14 protein-coding genes and 1 tRNA gene are annotated in these 15,219 nt (G+C 73.0%); 8 read left to right on the top strand and 7 right to left on the bottom strand.

What is annotated here, in order from left to right; all coding sequences use genetic code 11:
* The first annotated feature begins 23 nt into the window (after positions 1-23).
* Together UIS43_RS26740 and UIS43_RS26735 are read left to right on the top strand one after the other, a co-directional pair.
* Positions 24-770 carry an SDR family oxidoreductase gene (locus UIS43_RS26740; protein WP_370012010.1) on the top strand — a complete coding sequence of 249 codons (747 nt, stop codon included), beginning with the start codon at positions 24-26 and terminating at the stop codon, positions 768-770.
* A gap of 225 nt (positions 771-995) precedes the next feature.
* A complete protein-coding gene (locus UIS43_RS26735) occupies positions 996-1,889 on the top strand; it encodes an alpha/beta fold hydrolase (RefSeq protein WP_071621642.1) in 894 nt (297 codons plus the stop codon).
* Between the two features lie 45 nt (positions 1,890-1,934).
* Here UIS43_RS26735 and UIS43_RS26730 read toward each other — a convergent pair whose 3' ends face one another.
* Positions 1,935-2,207 (bottom strand): hypothetical protein, encoded by a 273-nt coding sequence (locus UIS43_RS26730; RefSeq protein WP_013152042.1) that lies wholly within the window; start codon positions 2,205-2,207, stop codon positions 1,935-1,937.
* 49 nt (positions 2,208-2,256) lie between these two features.
* Positions 2,257-3,939: a sodium:solute symporter family protein gene (locus tag UIS43_RS26725; RefSeq protein ID WP_013152041.1), complete on the bottom strand. Its 1,683-nt coding sequence runs from the start codon at positions 3,937-3,939 to the stop codon at positions 2,257-2,259.
* Between the two features lie 933 nt (positions 3,940-4,872).
* On the opposite strand from UIS43_RS26725, the gene UIS43_RS26720 reads away from it, so the two are divergent.
* Positions 4,873-5,877, top strand: a complete 1,005-nt coding sequence (locus UIS43_RS26720; protein WP_013152040.1) for an arabinan endo-1,5-alpha-L-arabinosidase — start codon at positions 4,873-4,875, stop codon at positions 5,875-5,877.
* 68 nt (positions 5,878-5,945) lie between these two features.
* On the opposite strand, the gene UIS43_RS26715 is transcribed toward UIS43_RS26720, so the two are convergent.
* Positions 5,946-6,019, bottom strand: a tRNA-Pro gene (locus UIS43_RS26715).
* Between the two features lie 165 nt (positions 6,020-6,184).
* Here UIS43_RS26715 and UIS43_RS26710 point away from each other — a divergent pair.
* Positions 6,185-7,117, top strand: coding sequence for a helix-turn-helix domain-containing protein (locus tag UIS43_RS26710; protein WP_013152039.1), 933 nt, complete (start codon positions 6,185-6,187; stop codon positions 7,115-7,117).
* The gene (locus UIS43_RS26705; RefSeq protein WP_013152038.1) at positions 7,114-7,653 is read left to right on the top strand and encodes a dihydrofolate reductase family protein; all 540 of its coding nucleotides are present in this window, start codon (positions 7,114-7,116) and stop codon (positions 7,651-7,653) included. The genes UIS43_RS26710 and UIS43_RS26705 overlap by 4 nt, the downstream gene beginning before the upstream one ends.
* A gap of 208 nt (positions 7,654-7,861) precedes the next feature.
* Here the strand turns inward: UIS43_RS26705 and UIS43_RS26700 are convergent, their stop codons facing one another.
* Together UIS43_RS26700 and UIS43_RS26695 are read right to left on the bottom strand one after the other, a co-directional pair.
* On the bottom strand, positions 7,862-8,359 hold the full coding sequence (locus tag UIS43_RS26700) for a DUF523 domain-containing protein (protein WP_013152037.1): 498 nt from the start codon (positions 8,357-8,359) through the stop codon (positions 7,862-7,864).
* Positions 8,360-8,639: 280 nt separating this feature from the next.
* Complete coding sequence (locus tag UIS43_RS26695) at positions 8,640-8,927, bottom strand: AbrB/MazE/SpoVT family DNA-binding domain-containing protein (RefSeq protein ID WP_013152036.1); 288 nt, start codon at positions 8,925-8,927, stop codon at positions 8,640-8,642.
* A 136-nt stretch (positions 8,928-9,063) separates the two neighbouring features.
* Here UIS43_RS26695 and UIS43_RS26690 point away from each other — a divergent pair, with 136 nt between their 5' ends.
* Positions 9,064-10,227, top strand: a complete 1,164-nt coding sequence (locus UIS43_RS26690) for a DUF418 domain-containing protein (protein WP_013152035.1) — start codon at positions 9,064-9,066, stop codon at positions 10,225-10,227.
* A gap of 164 nt (positions 10,228-10,391) precedes the next feature.
* A complete protein-coding gene (locus UIS43_RS26685; RefSeq protein ID WP_013152034.1) occupies positions 10,392-11,837 on the top strand; it encodes an MFS transporter in 1,446 nt (481 codons plus the stop codon).
* A 158-nt stretch (positions 11,838-11,995) separates the two neighbouring features.
* Here UIS43_RS26685 and UIS43_RS26680 read toward each other — a convergent pair whose 3' ends face one another.
* The gene (locus tag UIS43_RS26680) at positions 11,996-12,544 is read right to left on the bottom strand and encodes a TetR/AcrR family transcriptional regulator (protein ID WP_041552390.1); all 549 of its coding nucleotides are present in this window, start codon (positions 12,542-12,544) and stop codon (positions 11,996-11,998) included.
* A gap of 92 nt (positions 12,545-12,636) precedes the next feature.
* Here UIS43_RS26680 and UIS43_RS26675 point away from each other — a divergent pair, with 92 nt between their 5' ends.
* On the top strand, positions 12,637-13,386 hold the full coding sequence (locus UIS43_RS26675; RefSeq protein ID WP_117198393.1) for an alpha/beta fold hydrolase: 750 nt from the start codon (positions 12,637-12,639) through the stop codon (positions 13,384-13,386).
* A gap of 203 nt (positions 13,387-13,589) precedes the next feature.
* Here UIS43_RS26675 and der read toward each other — a convergent pair whose 3' ends face one another.
* Entirely contained in the window at positions 13,590-15,026 is a 1,437-nt protein-coding gene (gene der, locus UIS43_RS26670) for a ribosome biogenesis GTPase Der (RefSeq protein ID WP_071621641.1), read from the bottom strand.
* Positions 15,027-15,219: the final 193 nt, after the last annotated feature.

Genomic DNA, 15,219 nt, shown 5'->3' with positions numbered 1-15,219 from the left:
GTTGTCAGGCGTAGGAGGTAACGATGAAGATCGTGGTCGTCGGCGGTACGGGCCTCATCGGCTCGCAGGTGGTCTCCCTGCTCGGGGAACGGGGCCACGAGGCGGTCGCCGTCTCCCAGTCGACGGGCGTCGACGTGCTCACCGGCGAGGGGCTCGGGCAGGCCCTGACGGGCGCGGACGCGGTCGTGGACGTGACCAACTCCCCCTCCTTCGAGGACGGGGCCGCGCTGGACTTCTTCACCCGGTCGACGAAGAACCTGACCGCGGCGGGACGGGAGGCGGGGGTGGGCCACCACGTCATCCTGTCCATCGTCGGCGTCGACCGGGTTCCCGGGCTGGGCTACTACCGGGCCAAGGTCGCCCAGGAGGAACTCCTGGCGCGGAGCGGGGTGCCGTACAGCATCGTGCGCGCCACCCAGTTCTTCGAGTTCGTGGACTCGATCATGGCGTTGACCACGGACGGCGGCACCGTGCGCCTGCCCTCCACCCTGATGCGGCCCATCGCCTCCGCCGACGTCGCGGCCGCGGTCGCGGTCGCGGACACGACGCAGGGGGAACCGCTGAACGGACGGCGCGAGATCGCCGGGCCCGAGGTGCTGCGGCTCGACAGGCTCGGGGAGATCACCCTGGCCGCACGCCCGGACGGGCGCTCCGTCACCACGGACGAGGGCGCCGGGATGTTCGCGGGTATCCCGGACGGCGTCGTCAGCGGTGACGGCTCCGTGCCCACCGCGACCACGCGGTACGAGGACTGGCTCCGGCGGTCCTGACCCGGACCACCGGTCCGCCCGGGCCCGCACCGGGTCGCGTACCCGGCGCGGGCCCGCGCCCCCGGTCGGCGTCCGGACGACCGAAGGGGCAGCGGGGGCGGGCGTACGCGCGCGGACCCCGCGCGCTCCCCCCTGTTCGAACACCCCCCGGAGGCGTACGATGGGACGTTAGGTGTGTCGGCAGTCGGGTCCACCGGCCCCGGCGTCTCCACGGAACCAGGCAACGTGAACCACCCCGCCCCCTCTCCCGCACAGCGCGTCTACCGTTCCCGGACCACCAGACAGGCCGTCCACGACTGGTGCTGGGACAGGCTCAACGCCCAGTCCCCGCTCACCCCGCTCGCGACCGTCCCCTGTTCCCTGGGCGTCACCCGCGTCTTCACCGCCCCCGGAGGCCCCGGCACCCCGGTCCTCGTGCTCCCCGGGTCGGTCCTGAGCACGGCCACGCTCCTGGACGCCGTCCGCGTCCTGTCCGAGGACCGCCCCGTCCTGGTCGCCGATCCGCCCGGACAGCCCGGGCTCAGCGACGGCGACCGGCCCCTGGTCGAGCGTCCGGCGTACTACGGCGGCTGGCTGGACGAGGTGCTGCCGCAGGTCACCGACCGCCCGGTCCTGGTCCTGGGCCACGGCATCGGCGCGGCCATCGCGCTCTCGGCCACCCCCGGGCCCCTGGTGGCCGGACTCTGCCTGGTCAACCCCGGCGGCCTGACACCGGCGACCGGCGGCACCGGCCTGGCCGCCGCCCTGGTGCGCTGGAGGTTCCACCCCGACGCCCGGTCCAGCTCCGCGCTGCTGCGCGCCATGTGCGGCCCCGGCTCGGCCGAACCCCGGAACAGCACCCTGCTGGAGTGGACGACCCTGGTCGGCCGGTCCTGCCGCGCGGTCAACGTGCTGCCGCCCCGGCCGCTGCGCGCGGAGGCCCTCCACCACTGGCGGCGGACCCCGGTCACCGTCGCCACCGGGTCGCACGACCCCTTCTTCTCCCCGGACCTGCTGTACAGCCCGGCCCTGCTCTTCCTGGACGCCGCCGTCCACACCGTCCGGGGCGCGGGGCACCTCGCGCTGCGCGAACGCCCCGACCTGGTGCGGGACCTGCTGCGGGGGTTGCCCAGCGCCTGAGGCCCCGGGCGCGCGACGCGCCCGGGGCCCGTGTGACCGAGCGGATCAGGCCCCGGTGTCGGGGCCCGGCTCCTCGGGGGCCTTCAGCGGCTTGACCAGCGCCCAGCCGCCCATGAACACGGCGAAGGCCAGCATGCCCAGACCGGACCACAGGTTCAGGTTCGTTCCGCTCTGCTCGATCTGCTCCGGCGCGGCCGCGAACCCCATGGCCGTCAGCACGACGCCGTAGATGGCGAACAGCAGCGCGATGATCGTGCGGATGTCGAAGACCCGGGAGGCGGTGCGGCCCTTCCTCTTTCCGGGGCTGTCAGCACTCATCGGATGACCTCCTCAGCTTGTCTCAGCACGGTGCACCTCTCGGGGTCGCTCAGGCGAAGATGATGTTCAGGACGATGACGAGCACCAGGGCGATCCCGGCCAGCAGCCCCGGTCGGCGGTACCAGCCGGCGTCCTCACCGGTGGTGGAGGCCTTGCGCGACTCGCGCGGGGTCAGCGAGTGCACCAGGCCCACCAGCTCGGAGTCGGGCTTGGGCCGGGTGAACATGGTGACCACGACGCTGACGAGGATGTCGACCACGAAGGCCGCTCCCGCGCCGACGAAGCTCGCGCCCTGCGCCGACAGGGCCAGTACTCCGGTCTCGGCGAGCAGGAACACGCCCACGGCGGCCAGGGTTCCCGCCGCCAGGCCGCTCCAACCGGCGTGGGGCGTCATCCGCTTCCAGTACATACCGAGGATGAACGTGGCGAACAGCGGCGCGTTGAAGAACGAGAACAGCTGCTGCAGGTAGTCCATCAGGTTGGAGTAGCCCGAGGCGATGAACGCCGTGCCCACGGCGCCGACGGTGGCGCCGACCGTGACCCACCGGCCCATGCCCAGGTAGTAGGAGTCGGGCCGGTTCTTGACGACGTAGGCCTGCCAGATGTCGTACGTGAACACGGTGTTGAACGAGCTGAGGTTGGCGGCCATACCGGCCATGAACGACGCGAGCAGACCGGCCAGGGCCACGCCCAGCAGACCGTTGGGCAGCACGTCGCGCATCAGCAGCAGGATCGCGTCGTTGTAGTCGACGCCGGGGTTCTCACCGGCCTTGAGCTGGACCATCTCCGAGACGCTCACGCCCGCGATCATCCCGGGGATGATGACGATGAACGGGATGAACAGCTTGGGGAAGGCGCCGATGATGGGGGTGCGCATCGCGGCCGACATGCTCTTGGAGGCCATGGCGCGCTGCACCTCGACGAAGTTCGTCGTCCAGTAGCCGAACGCGAGGACGAAGCCGAGGCCGAAGACGATGCCGAGGATGCTCAGGAAGCTGTCGCCGAAACCGGTCAGCGCGTTGCCCGGCCAGGCGGAGAGCTGTTCGGCGCCCTGCGGGGAGGCGGTGACCTCCTCCACCAGACCCGACCAGCCGCCGACCCGGTTCAGCCCCGCCAGGGTCAGCGGCAGCAGCGCCGCGACGATGACGAAGAACTGGAGCACCTCGTTGTAGATCGCCGCGGAGAGCCCGCCCAGCGCGGTGTAGCTGAGGACGATCGCGGCGGCGACCAGGAGCGACAGCCACAGGGGCCAGCCCAGCAGCGCGTCCACGATGGTCGCCAGCAGGAAGAGGTTGACGCCCGCGATCAGGATCTGGGCGACCGCGAAGCTGATCCCGTTGAGCAGGTGGGCGGCGGTGCCGAAGCGGCGGAGCATGAACTCGGGGACGCTGCGGACCTTGGAGCCGTAGTAGAACGGCATCATGACCAGGCCCAGGAACAGCATCGCCGGGACGGCGCCGATCCAGAAGTAGTGCATGGTCGGCATGCCGTAGTTGGCGCCGTTGGCCGACATGCCGATGATCTCGATGGCGCCGAGGTTGGCCGCGATGAAGGCCAGACCCGTCACCCAGGCGGGCAGGGAGCGCCCCGACAGGAAGAAGTCGAGGCTGTTGGAGACCGAACGCCGGGCGATGAAGCCGATGCCCAGCACGAACGCGAAGTACACCGCGAGCAGGGTGTAGTCGATGGCGTTGGCGTCCAGCCGCAGGGAGTCCTGTGCTAGCACGGTCACGTCGGCTGGTCCTCTCTCGACGCGGCGGCCCCTGCGTGGAAGGCCTGTTCACACCTTCGGACGTGGTGCGCCCGGGTCACCACCGGATCTCGGGCGACGAAGGACGCGGCGTCGCGAACCGGTACCCGTATCTGCACCTCAGGACGGGGTGCGCCCATGTTCTTACTCCGTTCACGCATGTGCACCGTGCACATGAGGACCATTCCCCACATTTTTCCACGGAACCAAACATTAACCATCAAGGTAAGCAACCATCTTGCACAAGCACCGGCGTGTCAAGGGTCTGGCGCCGCCCTGTTCGGGGTGGCACCCGCGGTCCCGCCGTGGGTCGCGGCACCGCGGGGAGCGGCGTCACGGGAGCCTTCTCCTCGGGCGCCGGGGGCAAGGGGCGCCTGTGCACCTACCCCGCCGGAACGCGCCTATCGTGTGCTTCCGGGGCTGTTTCTCATGAAATGCCGCCGCCGGAAACGGCTCGGCGGCGCCGGGAACGCCGGAGGCGGACAGTGCGCGAAGGAGGGTTGACGCTGCGCGACCGCGACCTTACGATGCACGCACGGTGACGGAGCGCACCCGCCACCGCGCACGATGCCCGCCGCCCCCGTCCCACGGCACAGGACCCCCGGTGCCGACACGGACTCCTGGCGGACCACCCCCGCACCCGGGCGGACCGAGGGCGGACCGCGACGCGCGGCCCGTTCCGCGCCCGCACGACCCCCCGTTCCGTGGCCGCAGCACGCCGCGCTCCCGCGACACCCGTTGTTAGCGCTAACAACACATGGGTGACACGCCCTCGCACGGCGACGCGGAACCCGTCTCCCCTGGTGCCGAGGCACTTCTCGGGCCGGGGCGTCCGCGGTCCGGGGCACTCCGCGACCCGGAACCCGGCGTCGCCGCGGCACCCACCCCCCAGAACCGAGCCCGAGGAGGCTCCCCATGACGGAACACCCGCACACCCTCTCCCGCCGCAGAATGCTGGGCTCCGCCCTGGCCGCGGGAGCGCTGGCCGCGACCACGACCGCCGCCGACGCGGTCGGCGCCCGGCCCGCGGCGGCCGCCGACTACCCCGGACCCGGCCATGTGACCGGCGACGTCCGGGTGCACGACCCGTCCTTCGTCAAGCGGCCCGGGGGCGGCTACCTGATCGCCCACACCGGCGACGACGTGGCCCTGAAGACCTCCGCCGACCGGACCGCCTTCCGCGACGCGGGTCCGGCCTTCCCCGGCGGCGCCCCGTGGACCAGCCCCTACACGGGCGGCGCGCGCAACCTGTGGGCCCCGCACCTGTCCCACGCCGACGGGCGCTACCGCCTCTACTACTCCGCCTCGACCTTCGGCTCCAACCGGTCCGCGATCTTCCTGGCCACCAGCACCAGCGGGGACTCGGGCACCTGGCGCGACGAGGGCCTGGTCATCGAGTCGTTCCCCTCCGACGACTTCAACGCCATCGACCCCCATCTGGAGGTGGACGGCCAGGGCCGCTGGTGGCTGGCGTTCGGCTCGTTCTGGTCGGGGATCAAGATGGTGCGCATCGACCCGGCGACCGGCAAGCGCGGCGACCGCGTCCTGCACTCGATCGCGGGCCGCGGCGGCGACGCCGTCGAGGCGCCGACCCTCTTCCAGCGCGACGGCTGGTACTACCTGTTCGTCTCCTTCGACCTGTGCTGCCGGGGAGCGGACAGCACCTACCGCATCATGGTCGGCCGCTCCACCAGCATCACCGGCCCCTATCGCGACCGCGCCGGAAGGGCCATGACCGCGGGCGGCGGCACCGAGGTCCTGTCCGGCCACGGCGGCGTGCACGGCCCCGGCCACCAGGACGTCTTCGCCGACACCGACCACGACATCCTCGCCTACCACTACTACGCCGACGACGGCACGGCGCTGCTGGGCGTCAACTGGCTCGGCTGGGACTCCGCCGGATGGCCGTACGTGCACTGACACCGGCCCTGGAACGCGGCGAGGGGTCCACCTGACGGTGGACCCCTCGCTGACCTGCTATTCCTCTGTCGGGACGGCGGGATTTGAACCCACGACCCCTTGACCCCCAGTCAAGTGCGCTGCCAAACTGCGCTACGTCCCGTTCGTCGAGCGGTCACCTTTTCCGGCCCCGCCGACGCAGAAGACTCTACCGCATCCGCCGGGGCGCTCGCACCGGGAAAACCCGCCCGGCCCCGGCCGCGACGGCGGCACGGGTGGGCAAGATCGGTCAGGCGTCCGGGCGCCTCCGGTGAACATACTGGTTGCCATGACCGAGCCCACCCCAGGCCGGGACCGCCTGCGCGAACTGCTCGACGCGGTCCTGGACGAGGAGAACACCCGCCTCACCGACATGGCGGACCACGCCTTCGCCTCACCGTTCCACTTCACCCGCAGACTGACCCGCGACACCGGGGAGTCGCCGGTCGCGCTGCGCCGCCGGGTGCTCCTGGAACGCGCGGCCTGGCAGATCAGCCAGGGCAGCAGCGTGACCGACGCCGCGTTCGCGGCCGGATACGAATCGGTCGAGGGGTTCACGCGCGCCTTCGGACGCGCCTTCGGGCACCCGCCCAGCGCCACCACGGCGGGCAGCGGCACGTGGCTGTCCGCGCCCAACGGCATCCACTTCCACCCGCCGATCCACCTGTGGATCGAGGACAGACCCAAGGAGCGGACCGGCATGGACCTGATCGCCCTCCAGGTCCACCACGACGTGGACGACACCGCCCACCTGATCCGCCTCGCCGGACAGCTGTCCGAGGAGGCCTACCGGCGGGTGCACTCACCCGGGCGGACCGTCCTGGAATGGGACGGGCCGGAGGAGTCCGTGGCCGCCGTGCTCGACCACCTGGTCCGGGCCAAGGAGATGTGGCTCGCCTCGATCGACGGCGCCGACCTGCCCGAACGGGGCGCGGACGGCCTGGAGGCGCTGGCGGAGCGGCACACGCGGGCGGGGGCGCGCTGGATCGCCGCGATCGACGACATCGGGCGGCGGGGCGCCTGGGGCGACCGGCTGATCGACGCCCTGTGCGATCCGCCCGAGAGCTTCGTACTGGGCAGCGTCGTCGCGCACGTGCTCACCTTCTCCGCCCACCGCAGGCAGCTCGTGCGCCACATGCTGCGCGCGGAGGGCCTGGAGGTGGACCACGGCGACCCCATCGAATGGCTTCAAGACCGACACCACGACGGAGGTACACGATGAGCAAAACGGTTTACAACACCGCGACGAGCCTGGACGGCTTCATCGCCACCGAGGACCACTCCCTGGAGTGGCTGTTCGCCGCCGACGGGGACGATGCCCTGAACGAGACGGAGACCTTCATCCGCGAGGCGGGCGCGATCGTGTCCGGTGCGGGCACCTACGAGTGGATCCTGAAGCACGAGGGCGACAAGCCCTGGCCCTACCAGGTCCCCACCTGGGTGCTCACCCACCGCGACCTGCCCGGGATCGAGGGCGACGTCCGCTTCGCCAGCGCCGACACCGACCAGGAGCTGCGCGACCTGCACGCCGAGGTGGTCGAGGCGGCCGACGGACGTGACGTGTGGCTGATCGGCGGTGGCGGCGTCGCCGCGGACCTGGCCCGGCTCGGCCTCCTGGACGAGGTGGTCGTGTCGGTCGCGCCGGTCACCCTGGGCGCGGGTTCGCCCCTGCTGGCCGGGCGCGTGGACCTGAGGGTGCTGGACGTGCACCGCGCCGGTGACTTCGCGTGCATGCGCTACGAGGTCGTCCGCCCCTGACCCGGGGGTTTCCGGGGCCCGCCGCCACCGGCCGGGCCCCGGGACCCACGCCTCACCCCCGAACCGCCCGCGCACCACCAGCCGGGTCCTGGAGACCCGGACCTCATCCGCGGCCCCGGCGTGAGTTCCCCGTGGAAGCGCCTCCGCCGCCCCGGGACGGGAGGCACGGCTCCGAGCGCCGCCGCCGACGAAGTCCCGGCGGCGCCCCTCAGCCGCCGTCCAGCTCGCGCAGGCGCGCGGCGGCACCGGCGATCTCGTCCTCGGTGAACACCGCGACGCCGTCGTCCGCGAGCAGCCGCGCGGTGACCCCCTCGCCGGGAACCCCGCGCCCGCCGAAGGCTCCGTCGTAGACCCGGTGCACCCCGCAGGAGGGGCTCGACTCCTTGAGCACCGCCACCACCACGCCGTGCGCGCGGGCGGTGGCCAACGCCGCCCGGGCCCCGTCCACGAAGTGCCCGGTCACGTCCCGCCCCTCGGGGGTGAGGATGCGCGCGCGGCCCGCGAGCACGTCGGCGGCGGTCGCGCCGGGCTCGATCTCGGCGGGCGGGCGGGGCACCGGGAGGCCGCCCGCGACCTCCGGGCAGTGCACCACCAGGCGGCCCTCCTCACGCCAGCGGGCGACCACGTCGTCCTCGACCGGCTTGGCGCGCCCGTCGTAACGCACCCGGCGTCCCATCAGACACGCGCTGACCAGCACTCTGCGCATGGACCCCCCTCTCGGCCGCCACCACGCTACCGGGACGGCGAGACGGGCAGAGCACGCGCTCCCGTCGGCAGCGCCCCCGCGGCGCTCCGGACGTCCTCCCCGTCGGCGTGCGCCACGCCCGCCCGTACGGGGGCCTGATCCGTGCGCGGCGGAAGCGGCGCCGGGTGTCCGGAGGGAGGGCACGCCCGCGGGTCCCGATCCGCAGCGGGGCGGAGCCGGCCCCGGGAGTCCGTGGGAACCGGAACAACGGGGACTCCCCCGCCAGTGTCCCGCGGTGCCGCTATCCGGCCCCGCCGGGCGGGGTTCCCCCGTCGTCCTGGACGTGCTGTCGCAGCACGTCCATCAGGACCGAGGATCCCTGGAGGTTCTCCATGAGCCGGTCGACCGTCATGAGGGCGATCCCCTGCTGGGGGTCGCCGAGGACCAGCAGCTTGTCGCCGGGGGAGATGCCCAGGTCGCGGCGGGCCTTGGCCGGGATCGCGATCTGGCCGCGTTCGCTGACCGTCACCGCGCCGTAGAAGCCCCGGCCGCCGGGTCCGTAGGAGGCGCCGTCCTGCTCCGCAGTCACCCCGCCACCGCCTTCCCGTACGTGTTCCGCACAGCGTACCAAGCGGGCCGTGTCCGCTTGCGGTCACGATCACAGGGCACACGATATACATGCTTTACATGTAATAGCATGTACCCCACCCCGCCGAGGAGGATCCGTGACCGCTCCCGCGCCCCGTGCGCTCGCCCCGGACCTGGCCAGGGGCGCCATGCTGCTGGCCATCGCCTGCGCCCACGCCCCGCTGTTCGTCCTGGCCGTCGACCACGGTCCCGCCCTGGCCAACGGCGCCGCGCTCATCCTCCACGAGCTGTTCGTGGGCAACCACGCACGCCCGATGTTCGCCTTCCTGTTCGGTTACGCCCTGGCGCAGACGCTGGACCGGCGGGTCGCAGGCGGGGCCGACCCGGTCGGCGTCCGCGCCCTGCTGCGCCGCAGGGGCCGGTGGCTGCTGGCCTTCGGCCTGGTCCACACGCTGGTGGTCCCCCTCGACATCCTCGCCGCCTACGGCGTCGCCTCCCTGCTGCTCGTGGGCCTGCTGCGGGCGCGCTCGACGACCCTGCTGTGGGTCGCGGGCCTGGCCCTGGTCCCCGGCACGGCGCTCTCGGCGATCCCCCTGGGACTGGCCCTGTCCCAGGGCGTCTCCACCTTCGACATCGGCTCCGTGGCCCCGCCCCCCGGATCCGACCCCGGCGCGCTCTACCTGGAGCGCCTCCCCGGCACGCCCTTCGCCCTGGCCGTCGGAACGGTCCTGGTCGCACCCGGGGTGGTCGCGGGCATGTGGGCGGCGCGGCACCGCCTCCTGGAGGAACCCGAGCGCAACCGCGCCTTCCTGACACGCGTCGTCATACTCACCACGGCGGTCTCCGTCGCCGGGGCCCTGCCCTCGATCCTGGTCCAGACGGGCGTGTGGAGCGCCCCCTCGGCCGCCGCGCAGTGGGGCACGGCCCTCCTCCAGCCCCTGACGGGCTACTTCGGCGGCGTCGGGATGGCCGGGATCGTCGCGCTGGCCGCGATCCGGGCGGCCCGTACCCGCGGCGTCCTGACCACCGCCCTCCAGGCTCTGGGCCAGCGCTCCCTGAGCTTCTACCTGCTCCAGAGCGTGGTCTTCCTCGCGGTCTTCTCACCGGTGGGCCTGGGATGGCAGGACCGGCTGGGGCTGGCCGGGGCCTTCGGCGTGGCCGCCGCGACCTGGCTGGCGTCGCTGGCCGCCGCCGAGCTGATGCGGCGCGCCGGCTACCGCGGTCCGGCGGAGAACCTGCTGCGCCGCCTCACCCGCCGGGCCGCGCCCCGAGCCCCGCGGGAGGCACCCTCCTCGGCCTGAGCACACGCCGGGGCTCCGCCTCGGACCCGGTGCACCCCGCAGCAGGGACTCGACTCCTGGCCGCCAACACGCTACCGGGACGGCGACACGGACAGAGCACGCGCTCTCGTCACCCAGGGTGATTAAGTGGGTACACCAGGACCGCTGGGCAGCGAGGGGGAGACGTGAACGAGCCGCAGCCGCAGGGGCGGACGGCCCTGACCACGGACCGCAGGGCGACGCGCAAGGCCGTGGTGGCCGCGGCGATCGGCAACGCGACCGAGTGGTACGACTTCGGCGTCTACAGCTACCTGGCCGTCACGATCGGCCTGGTGTTCTACCCGGCGCAGACCCAGGGCACCCAGCTCATCGCCACCTTCACCACCTTCGCCGCCGCCTTCCTGGTGCGGCCCCTGGGCGGGCTGTTCTTCGGCCCCCTCGGCGACAGGATCGGCCGCAAGCGCGTCCTGGCCTTCACGATGCTGCTCATGGCGGTGAGCACGTTCTCGATCGGGCTCATCCCCTCGGCCGCGAGCATCGGCTTCGCCGCGCCCGTGCTGCTGCTGGTCGCGCGGATGCTCCAGGGCTTCTCCACCGGCGGCGAGTACGGCGGCGCCACGACCTTCATCGCCGAGTACGCGCCCGACCGGCGGCGCGGCTTCCTGGCCTCCTGGCTGGAGTTCGGCACGGTCAGCGGCTACGTCGGCGGCGCCACCGTCGTCACGGTGATGACCCTCCTGCTCGGTTCGGACACCATGCAGGACTGGGGGTGGCGCGTCCCCTTCCTGGTCGCGCTGCCGCTGGGCGCCGTCGGCCTGTACCTGCGGGTGAAGCTGGAGGACACCCCCGTCTTCGAGCAGAACACGGGGGGCTACGCCAAGGACTCCCACGGCGGGCACCGCGAGGGACAGCTGCGGGCGACGGTCGTGGACCAGTGGCGCCACATCCTGCTGTGCGTGGGCCTGGTGATGGTCTTCAACGTCAACAACTACGTCCTGACCGCGTACATGCCCACCTACCTGGAGGCGGAGCTGGGGTACGGCCCCACCACGGCTCTGGTGCTGACGCTGGCGGCGATGGTGCTGATGCTGTTCGCGGTGACCGGGTTCGGACACCTGAGCGACCGCGTGGGGCGCAGGCCCGTGCTGCTCTCGGGCAGCCTGTTCTCGATCGTGCTGGCCCTGCCCGCCTTCTGGCTGCTGCAACAAGGGGGCCCGTGGACGGTGGCCCTGGGCATGGTGGTGCTGGCGGTGACCCTGGTGCACTTCTCCGGCGGCGCGCCCGCGGCGCTGCCGGCGTTCTTCCCCACCAGCGTGCGCTACGGCGCGCTGGCCATCAGCTTCAACGTGTCGGTGGCGCTGTTCGGCGGCACCACCCCGCTGGTCGCCGAGGCGCTGGTGCAGGCCACCGGAAACCTCTACGCACCGGCGTGGCTGGTGATGGTCGCGGGTGTGGTGGGGCTGGTGGTGGTGTGGCGGATGAAGGAGAGCGCGAACCGCCCGCTGCCCGGCGCCCCCGCGATCCCCGTCCCCGGGGAGGAGGGGGGCCGACCGCCCCGCTCCCGCAAGGGGGGAACGACGGGGAGCCACCCGCCGCAGGGCAACGTCCGCCGCCTGAGCGGGGAGGCCTGACCCGCTCGGGGGCGCTGTCCGCGCGCGGGGCGGCCACGGCACCGTGTGCCCGGAAGGGGGCGCGCGCAGTGGCCCCCCGGGTTCCGCGGAACCGCCGGAAGCGCGCCACGGCGCGCGGAGTCCCCCGCACCGGCGCACGGAACGGACCGCGGCACCGCTCAGGCGGCGCCTTCGGGCATGAGGCCGTTGCGGAGCAGGCTCAGGTAGGCGTCGGTGGCGGCGGCGCGCCGTTCGGCCGGGTGCTCGCTGACCGCGTGGATCAGGCCGCACAGCAGTTTCAGCAGGTTCTCACCGGTCAGCGGCGGCCGCGGGTGGGCGCGTCCGAGCAGGCGCGAGGTCGCCCCGACCAGTTCGGCCTTGGCCCGCCGCAGGGACTCCCTCTCGTCGTCGAGGGTGATGAGGACCGTGAACAGGCCGGGACGGGCGAGCGCCTCGTCCAGGGCAGCCCGGAGGAAGCCGTCGAGCGCGCCGCGCGGGTCCGGTTCGCGTTCGGCCTCGGCGGCCAGGCGGCGGAGTTCGGCCACCGCGTCCTCCACCACGGCCTCCAGCATCGCCCGCTGGGTGGGGAAGAGGCGGTAGACCGTCCCCACCCCGACGCCCGCGCGCCGGGCGAGCGCGTTGAGCGTGAGGTCGGTCTCCCCGGCGGCGACCGCCCGGCTCGCCTCCTCGAAGATCCTGCGGTTGTTGCGCGCGGCGTCCGCCCGCATGGGGCCTCCTCGGTCCACGAAGTGGATAGGTTATCGACTTATCGTGCTACGTTGAAGTGGATAGATTATCAACTTCTACTCCAGGAGTGGTCATGACCATCGTGTTCGTCCACGGAGTCCCCGAGACGCCCTCGCTCTGGAACCCCCTGCGCGCGCTCCTCCCCGAGGACAGCGTGGCGCTGCGCCTGCCCGGCTTCGGCAGCCCCCGGCCGGCGCACATGCGCGGCAAGGAGGACTACGCGGCCTGGCTGGCCGAGGAGCTGCGCGCCGTCGGCGGGCCGATCGACCTCGTCGGCCACGACTGGGGCGCCCACCTGGCCATGCGCGTGGTCTCCGCCTACGACGTCCCCGTCCGCAGCTGGGTCTCCGACGTCGCCCACGGCTGGCACCCCGACTACCGGTGGCACGACGCGGCCACGCTCTGGCGGAGCAGCCCCGAGGGCGAGGAGTCCCTGGCCGGGCTGCGCGGGGCCGCCCCCGGCAGCGGGGGCACCTTCGGAGACGTCCTCCAGCCCCGCGGCATGAGCCCCGAACTGGCCCGGGAGGTCGACCGAAGCCATGACGAGGAGATGAGCGCGGCCGTCCTGGCGCTCTACCGTTCGGCGTGGCCCAACTTCCACGCCGACTGGGGCCGGGACTTCGACGGCCCCGCCAAGGCGCCCGGGCTCCTGCTCGCCCCGACCGGGGACCCGATGGCACACCCCGAGCAGGACCGGGAGGTGGCCCGCCGCCTGGGCGCCCGGTTCCAGGAGCTGGACGGGCTCACCCACTACTGGATGCTCCAGGACCCCGAGCGGGGCGCCCGCGTACTGCGCGACTTCTGGGCCTCCCCCGACGCCTGAGCGCCCGGAGCGCGGGGGCCCAGGCGCGCGGCGCGACCGGGCAGGGCGCCGCGCGCCCCGGCCCGAGAACACGGCGAAGGGGGCTCCCCGGGCGGGGAGCCCCCTTCCTCGTGCCGTGGTCGGGCTGGCGGGGCCGGTGGGCCGGGACGCGTCCGGCGGACACCGCCCCTCACGCAGCGGGGCGCGCGCCCGCCGGGCACGCCCTACCGGCGGCGGTGCTTGCGGTCCGGACGCACACTGCCCTTGGAGGCGCGGCCCTGGGCCCCGCCGCCCTTCTTCTCGCGGATGCGCATGCTGATGTGCACCGGGGAGCCCTCGAAGCCGAAGTCCTCCCGCAGGCGCCGCTCGATGAAGCGGCGGTAGTTGTCCTCCAGGAACCCGGTGGTGAACAGGACGAAGTGCGGCGGACGCGAGCCCGCCTGCGTCGCGAACAGGATCTTGGGCTGCTTGCCGCCGCGCACCGGCGGCGGAGTGGCCGCCACCAGCTCCTTGAGCCAGTTGTTGAGCTGCCCGGTCGGGATGCGCTGGTTCCACCCGCTCAGGCTGGTCTCGATCGCCGGGACCAGCTTCTCCATGTGGCGCCCGGTCTTGGCCGAGACGTTCACGCGCGGCGCCCAGGAGACCCGCGCCAGCTGGCGGTCGATCTCCTTCTCCAGGTAGGTCCGGCGCTCCTCGTCCAGGATGTCCCACTTGTTGAAGGCCAGGACCAGGCCGCGGCCCGCCTCCACGACCTGCTCGACGACCCGGATGTCCTGCTCGGCGAGGGGCTCGCTGACGTCCATGAGCACCACGGCGACCTCGGCCCGCTCCAGGGCGGTGCCGGTGCGCATGGTGGCGTAGTAGTCGGCTCCCTGGAGGGCCCGGAACCGGCGGCGGATACCGGCGGTGTCGATGAACTTCCAGGTCTTCCCGCCCAGCTCGATCAGCTCGTCCACCGCGTCGCGGGTCGTGCCCGCCACAGCGTCGACGACCACCCGGTCCTCACCGGCGAGGCGGTTGAGCAGGCTGGACTTGCCCACGTTGGGGCGGCCCAGCAGAGCGATGCGCGGCGGGCCGTCCTCGCCGTCGTCCTCCTCGCCCAGGGGCTGCTCGGGGAACTCGGCCACGAGCGCGTCCAGCAGGTCGCCGGTGCCGCGGCCGTGCAGGGCGCTGATGGGGAAGGGCTGGCCCACGCCCAGCTGCCACAGGTCGAGGGCGTCGGCCTCCTGCATGCTGCCGTCGACCTTGTTGGCGGCCAGCACCACGGGGCGCTTGGTCGAGCGCAGGACGCGGGTGACGGCGGCGTCGGCGTCGGTGACGCCCACCGTGGCGTCGACCACGAACAGGATGACGTCCGCGGTCTGCGCGGCGTACTCGGCCTGGCGGGCGACCATGGCGGCCAGACCGCTGACGCTGGTCTCCCAGCCGCCGGTGTCGACCAGGGTGAACCTGGTGTTCTGCCACTCGGCGTCGTAGGCGACCCGGTCGCGGGTCACGCCCGGCACGTCCTCCACCACGGCCTCGCGGCGGCCGATGATGCGGTTGACCAGGCTGGACTTGCCCACGTTGGGGCGTCCGACCACGGCCACCACGGGGAGGGTGGCGGGCTCTTCGGCGTCCGCCCCCCCGTGGACGACGTCGGAGATGTCGAAGTCACTCATGTACTGCTCCCGGTTCTGGGTCCCCGCGCGCCCAGGATGCGTGCCGCGGGGATGCGAAGGGCCGACCCGCCCCGGTGTCCCGGGTCGCGCGGATCGACGCGGGCGCCGACGGCGCCCGTGTACTGGCCACGGGGAGGAACCCCCGCGGATGTCGTTGTGTTCCCCCGAAAGGGACTGTCGGGACGAATGTGTC

This window comes from Nocardiopsis sp. LDBS0036, assembly GCF_041228755.1.
GTDB classification, from domain to species: Bacteria; Actinomycetota; Actinomycetes; order Streptosporangiales; family Streptosporangiaceae; genus Nocardiopsis; species Nocardiopsis dassonvillei.
Note: the sequence above shows the minus strand (reverse complement) of the source record. Positions and strands in the feature narration are given on the sequence as shown.

Excerpts from the sequence above, each read along its gene's own strand:
- UIS43_RS26740 (WP_370012010.1), top strand. The coding sequence starts at position 24 with ATGAAGATCGTGGTCGTCGGCGGTACGGGCCTCATCGGCTCGCAGGTG.
- UIS43_RS26730 (WP_013152042.1), bottom strand. The coding sequence starts at position 2,207 with ATGAGTGCTGACAGCCCCGGAAAGAGGAAGGGCCGCACCGCCTCCCGG.
- UIS43_RS26720 (WP_013152040.1), top strand. The coding sequence starts at position 4,873 with ATGACGGAACACCCGCACACCCTCTCCCGCCGCAGAATGCTGGGCTCC.
- UIS43_RS26710 (WP_013152039.1), top strand. The coding sequence starts at position 6,185 with ATGACCGAGCCCACCCCAGGCCGGGACCGCCTGCGCGAACTGCTCGAC.
- UIS43_RS26705 (WP_013152038.1), top strand. The coding sequence starts at position 7,114 with ATGAGCAAAACGGTTTACAACACCGCGACGAGCCTGGACGGCTTCATC.
- UIS43_RS26700 (WP_013152037.1), bottom strand. The coding sequence starts at position 8,359 with ATGCGCAGAGTGCTGGTCAGCGCGTGTCTGATGGGACGCCGGGTGCGT.
- UIS43_RS26680 (WP_041552390.1), bottom strand. The coding sequence starts at position 12,544 with ATGCGGGCGGACGCCGCGCGCAACAACCGCAGGATCTTCGAGGAGGCG.
- UIS43_RS26675 (WP_117198393.1), top strand. The coding sequence starts at position 12,637 with ATGACCATCGTGTTCGTCCACGGAGTCCCCGAGACGCCCTCGCTCTGG.
- der (WP_071621641.1), bottom strand. The coding sequence starts at position 15,026 with ATGAGTGACTTCGACATCTCCGACGTCGTCCACGGGGGGGCGGACGCC.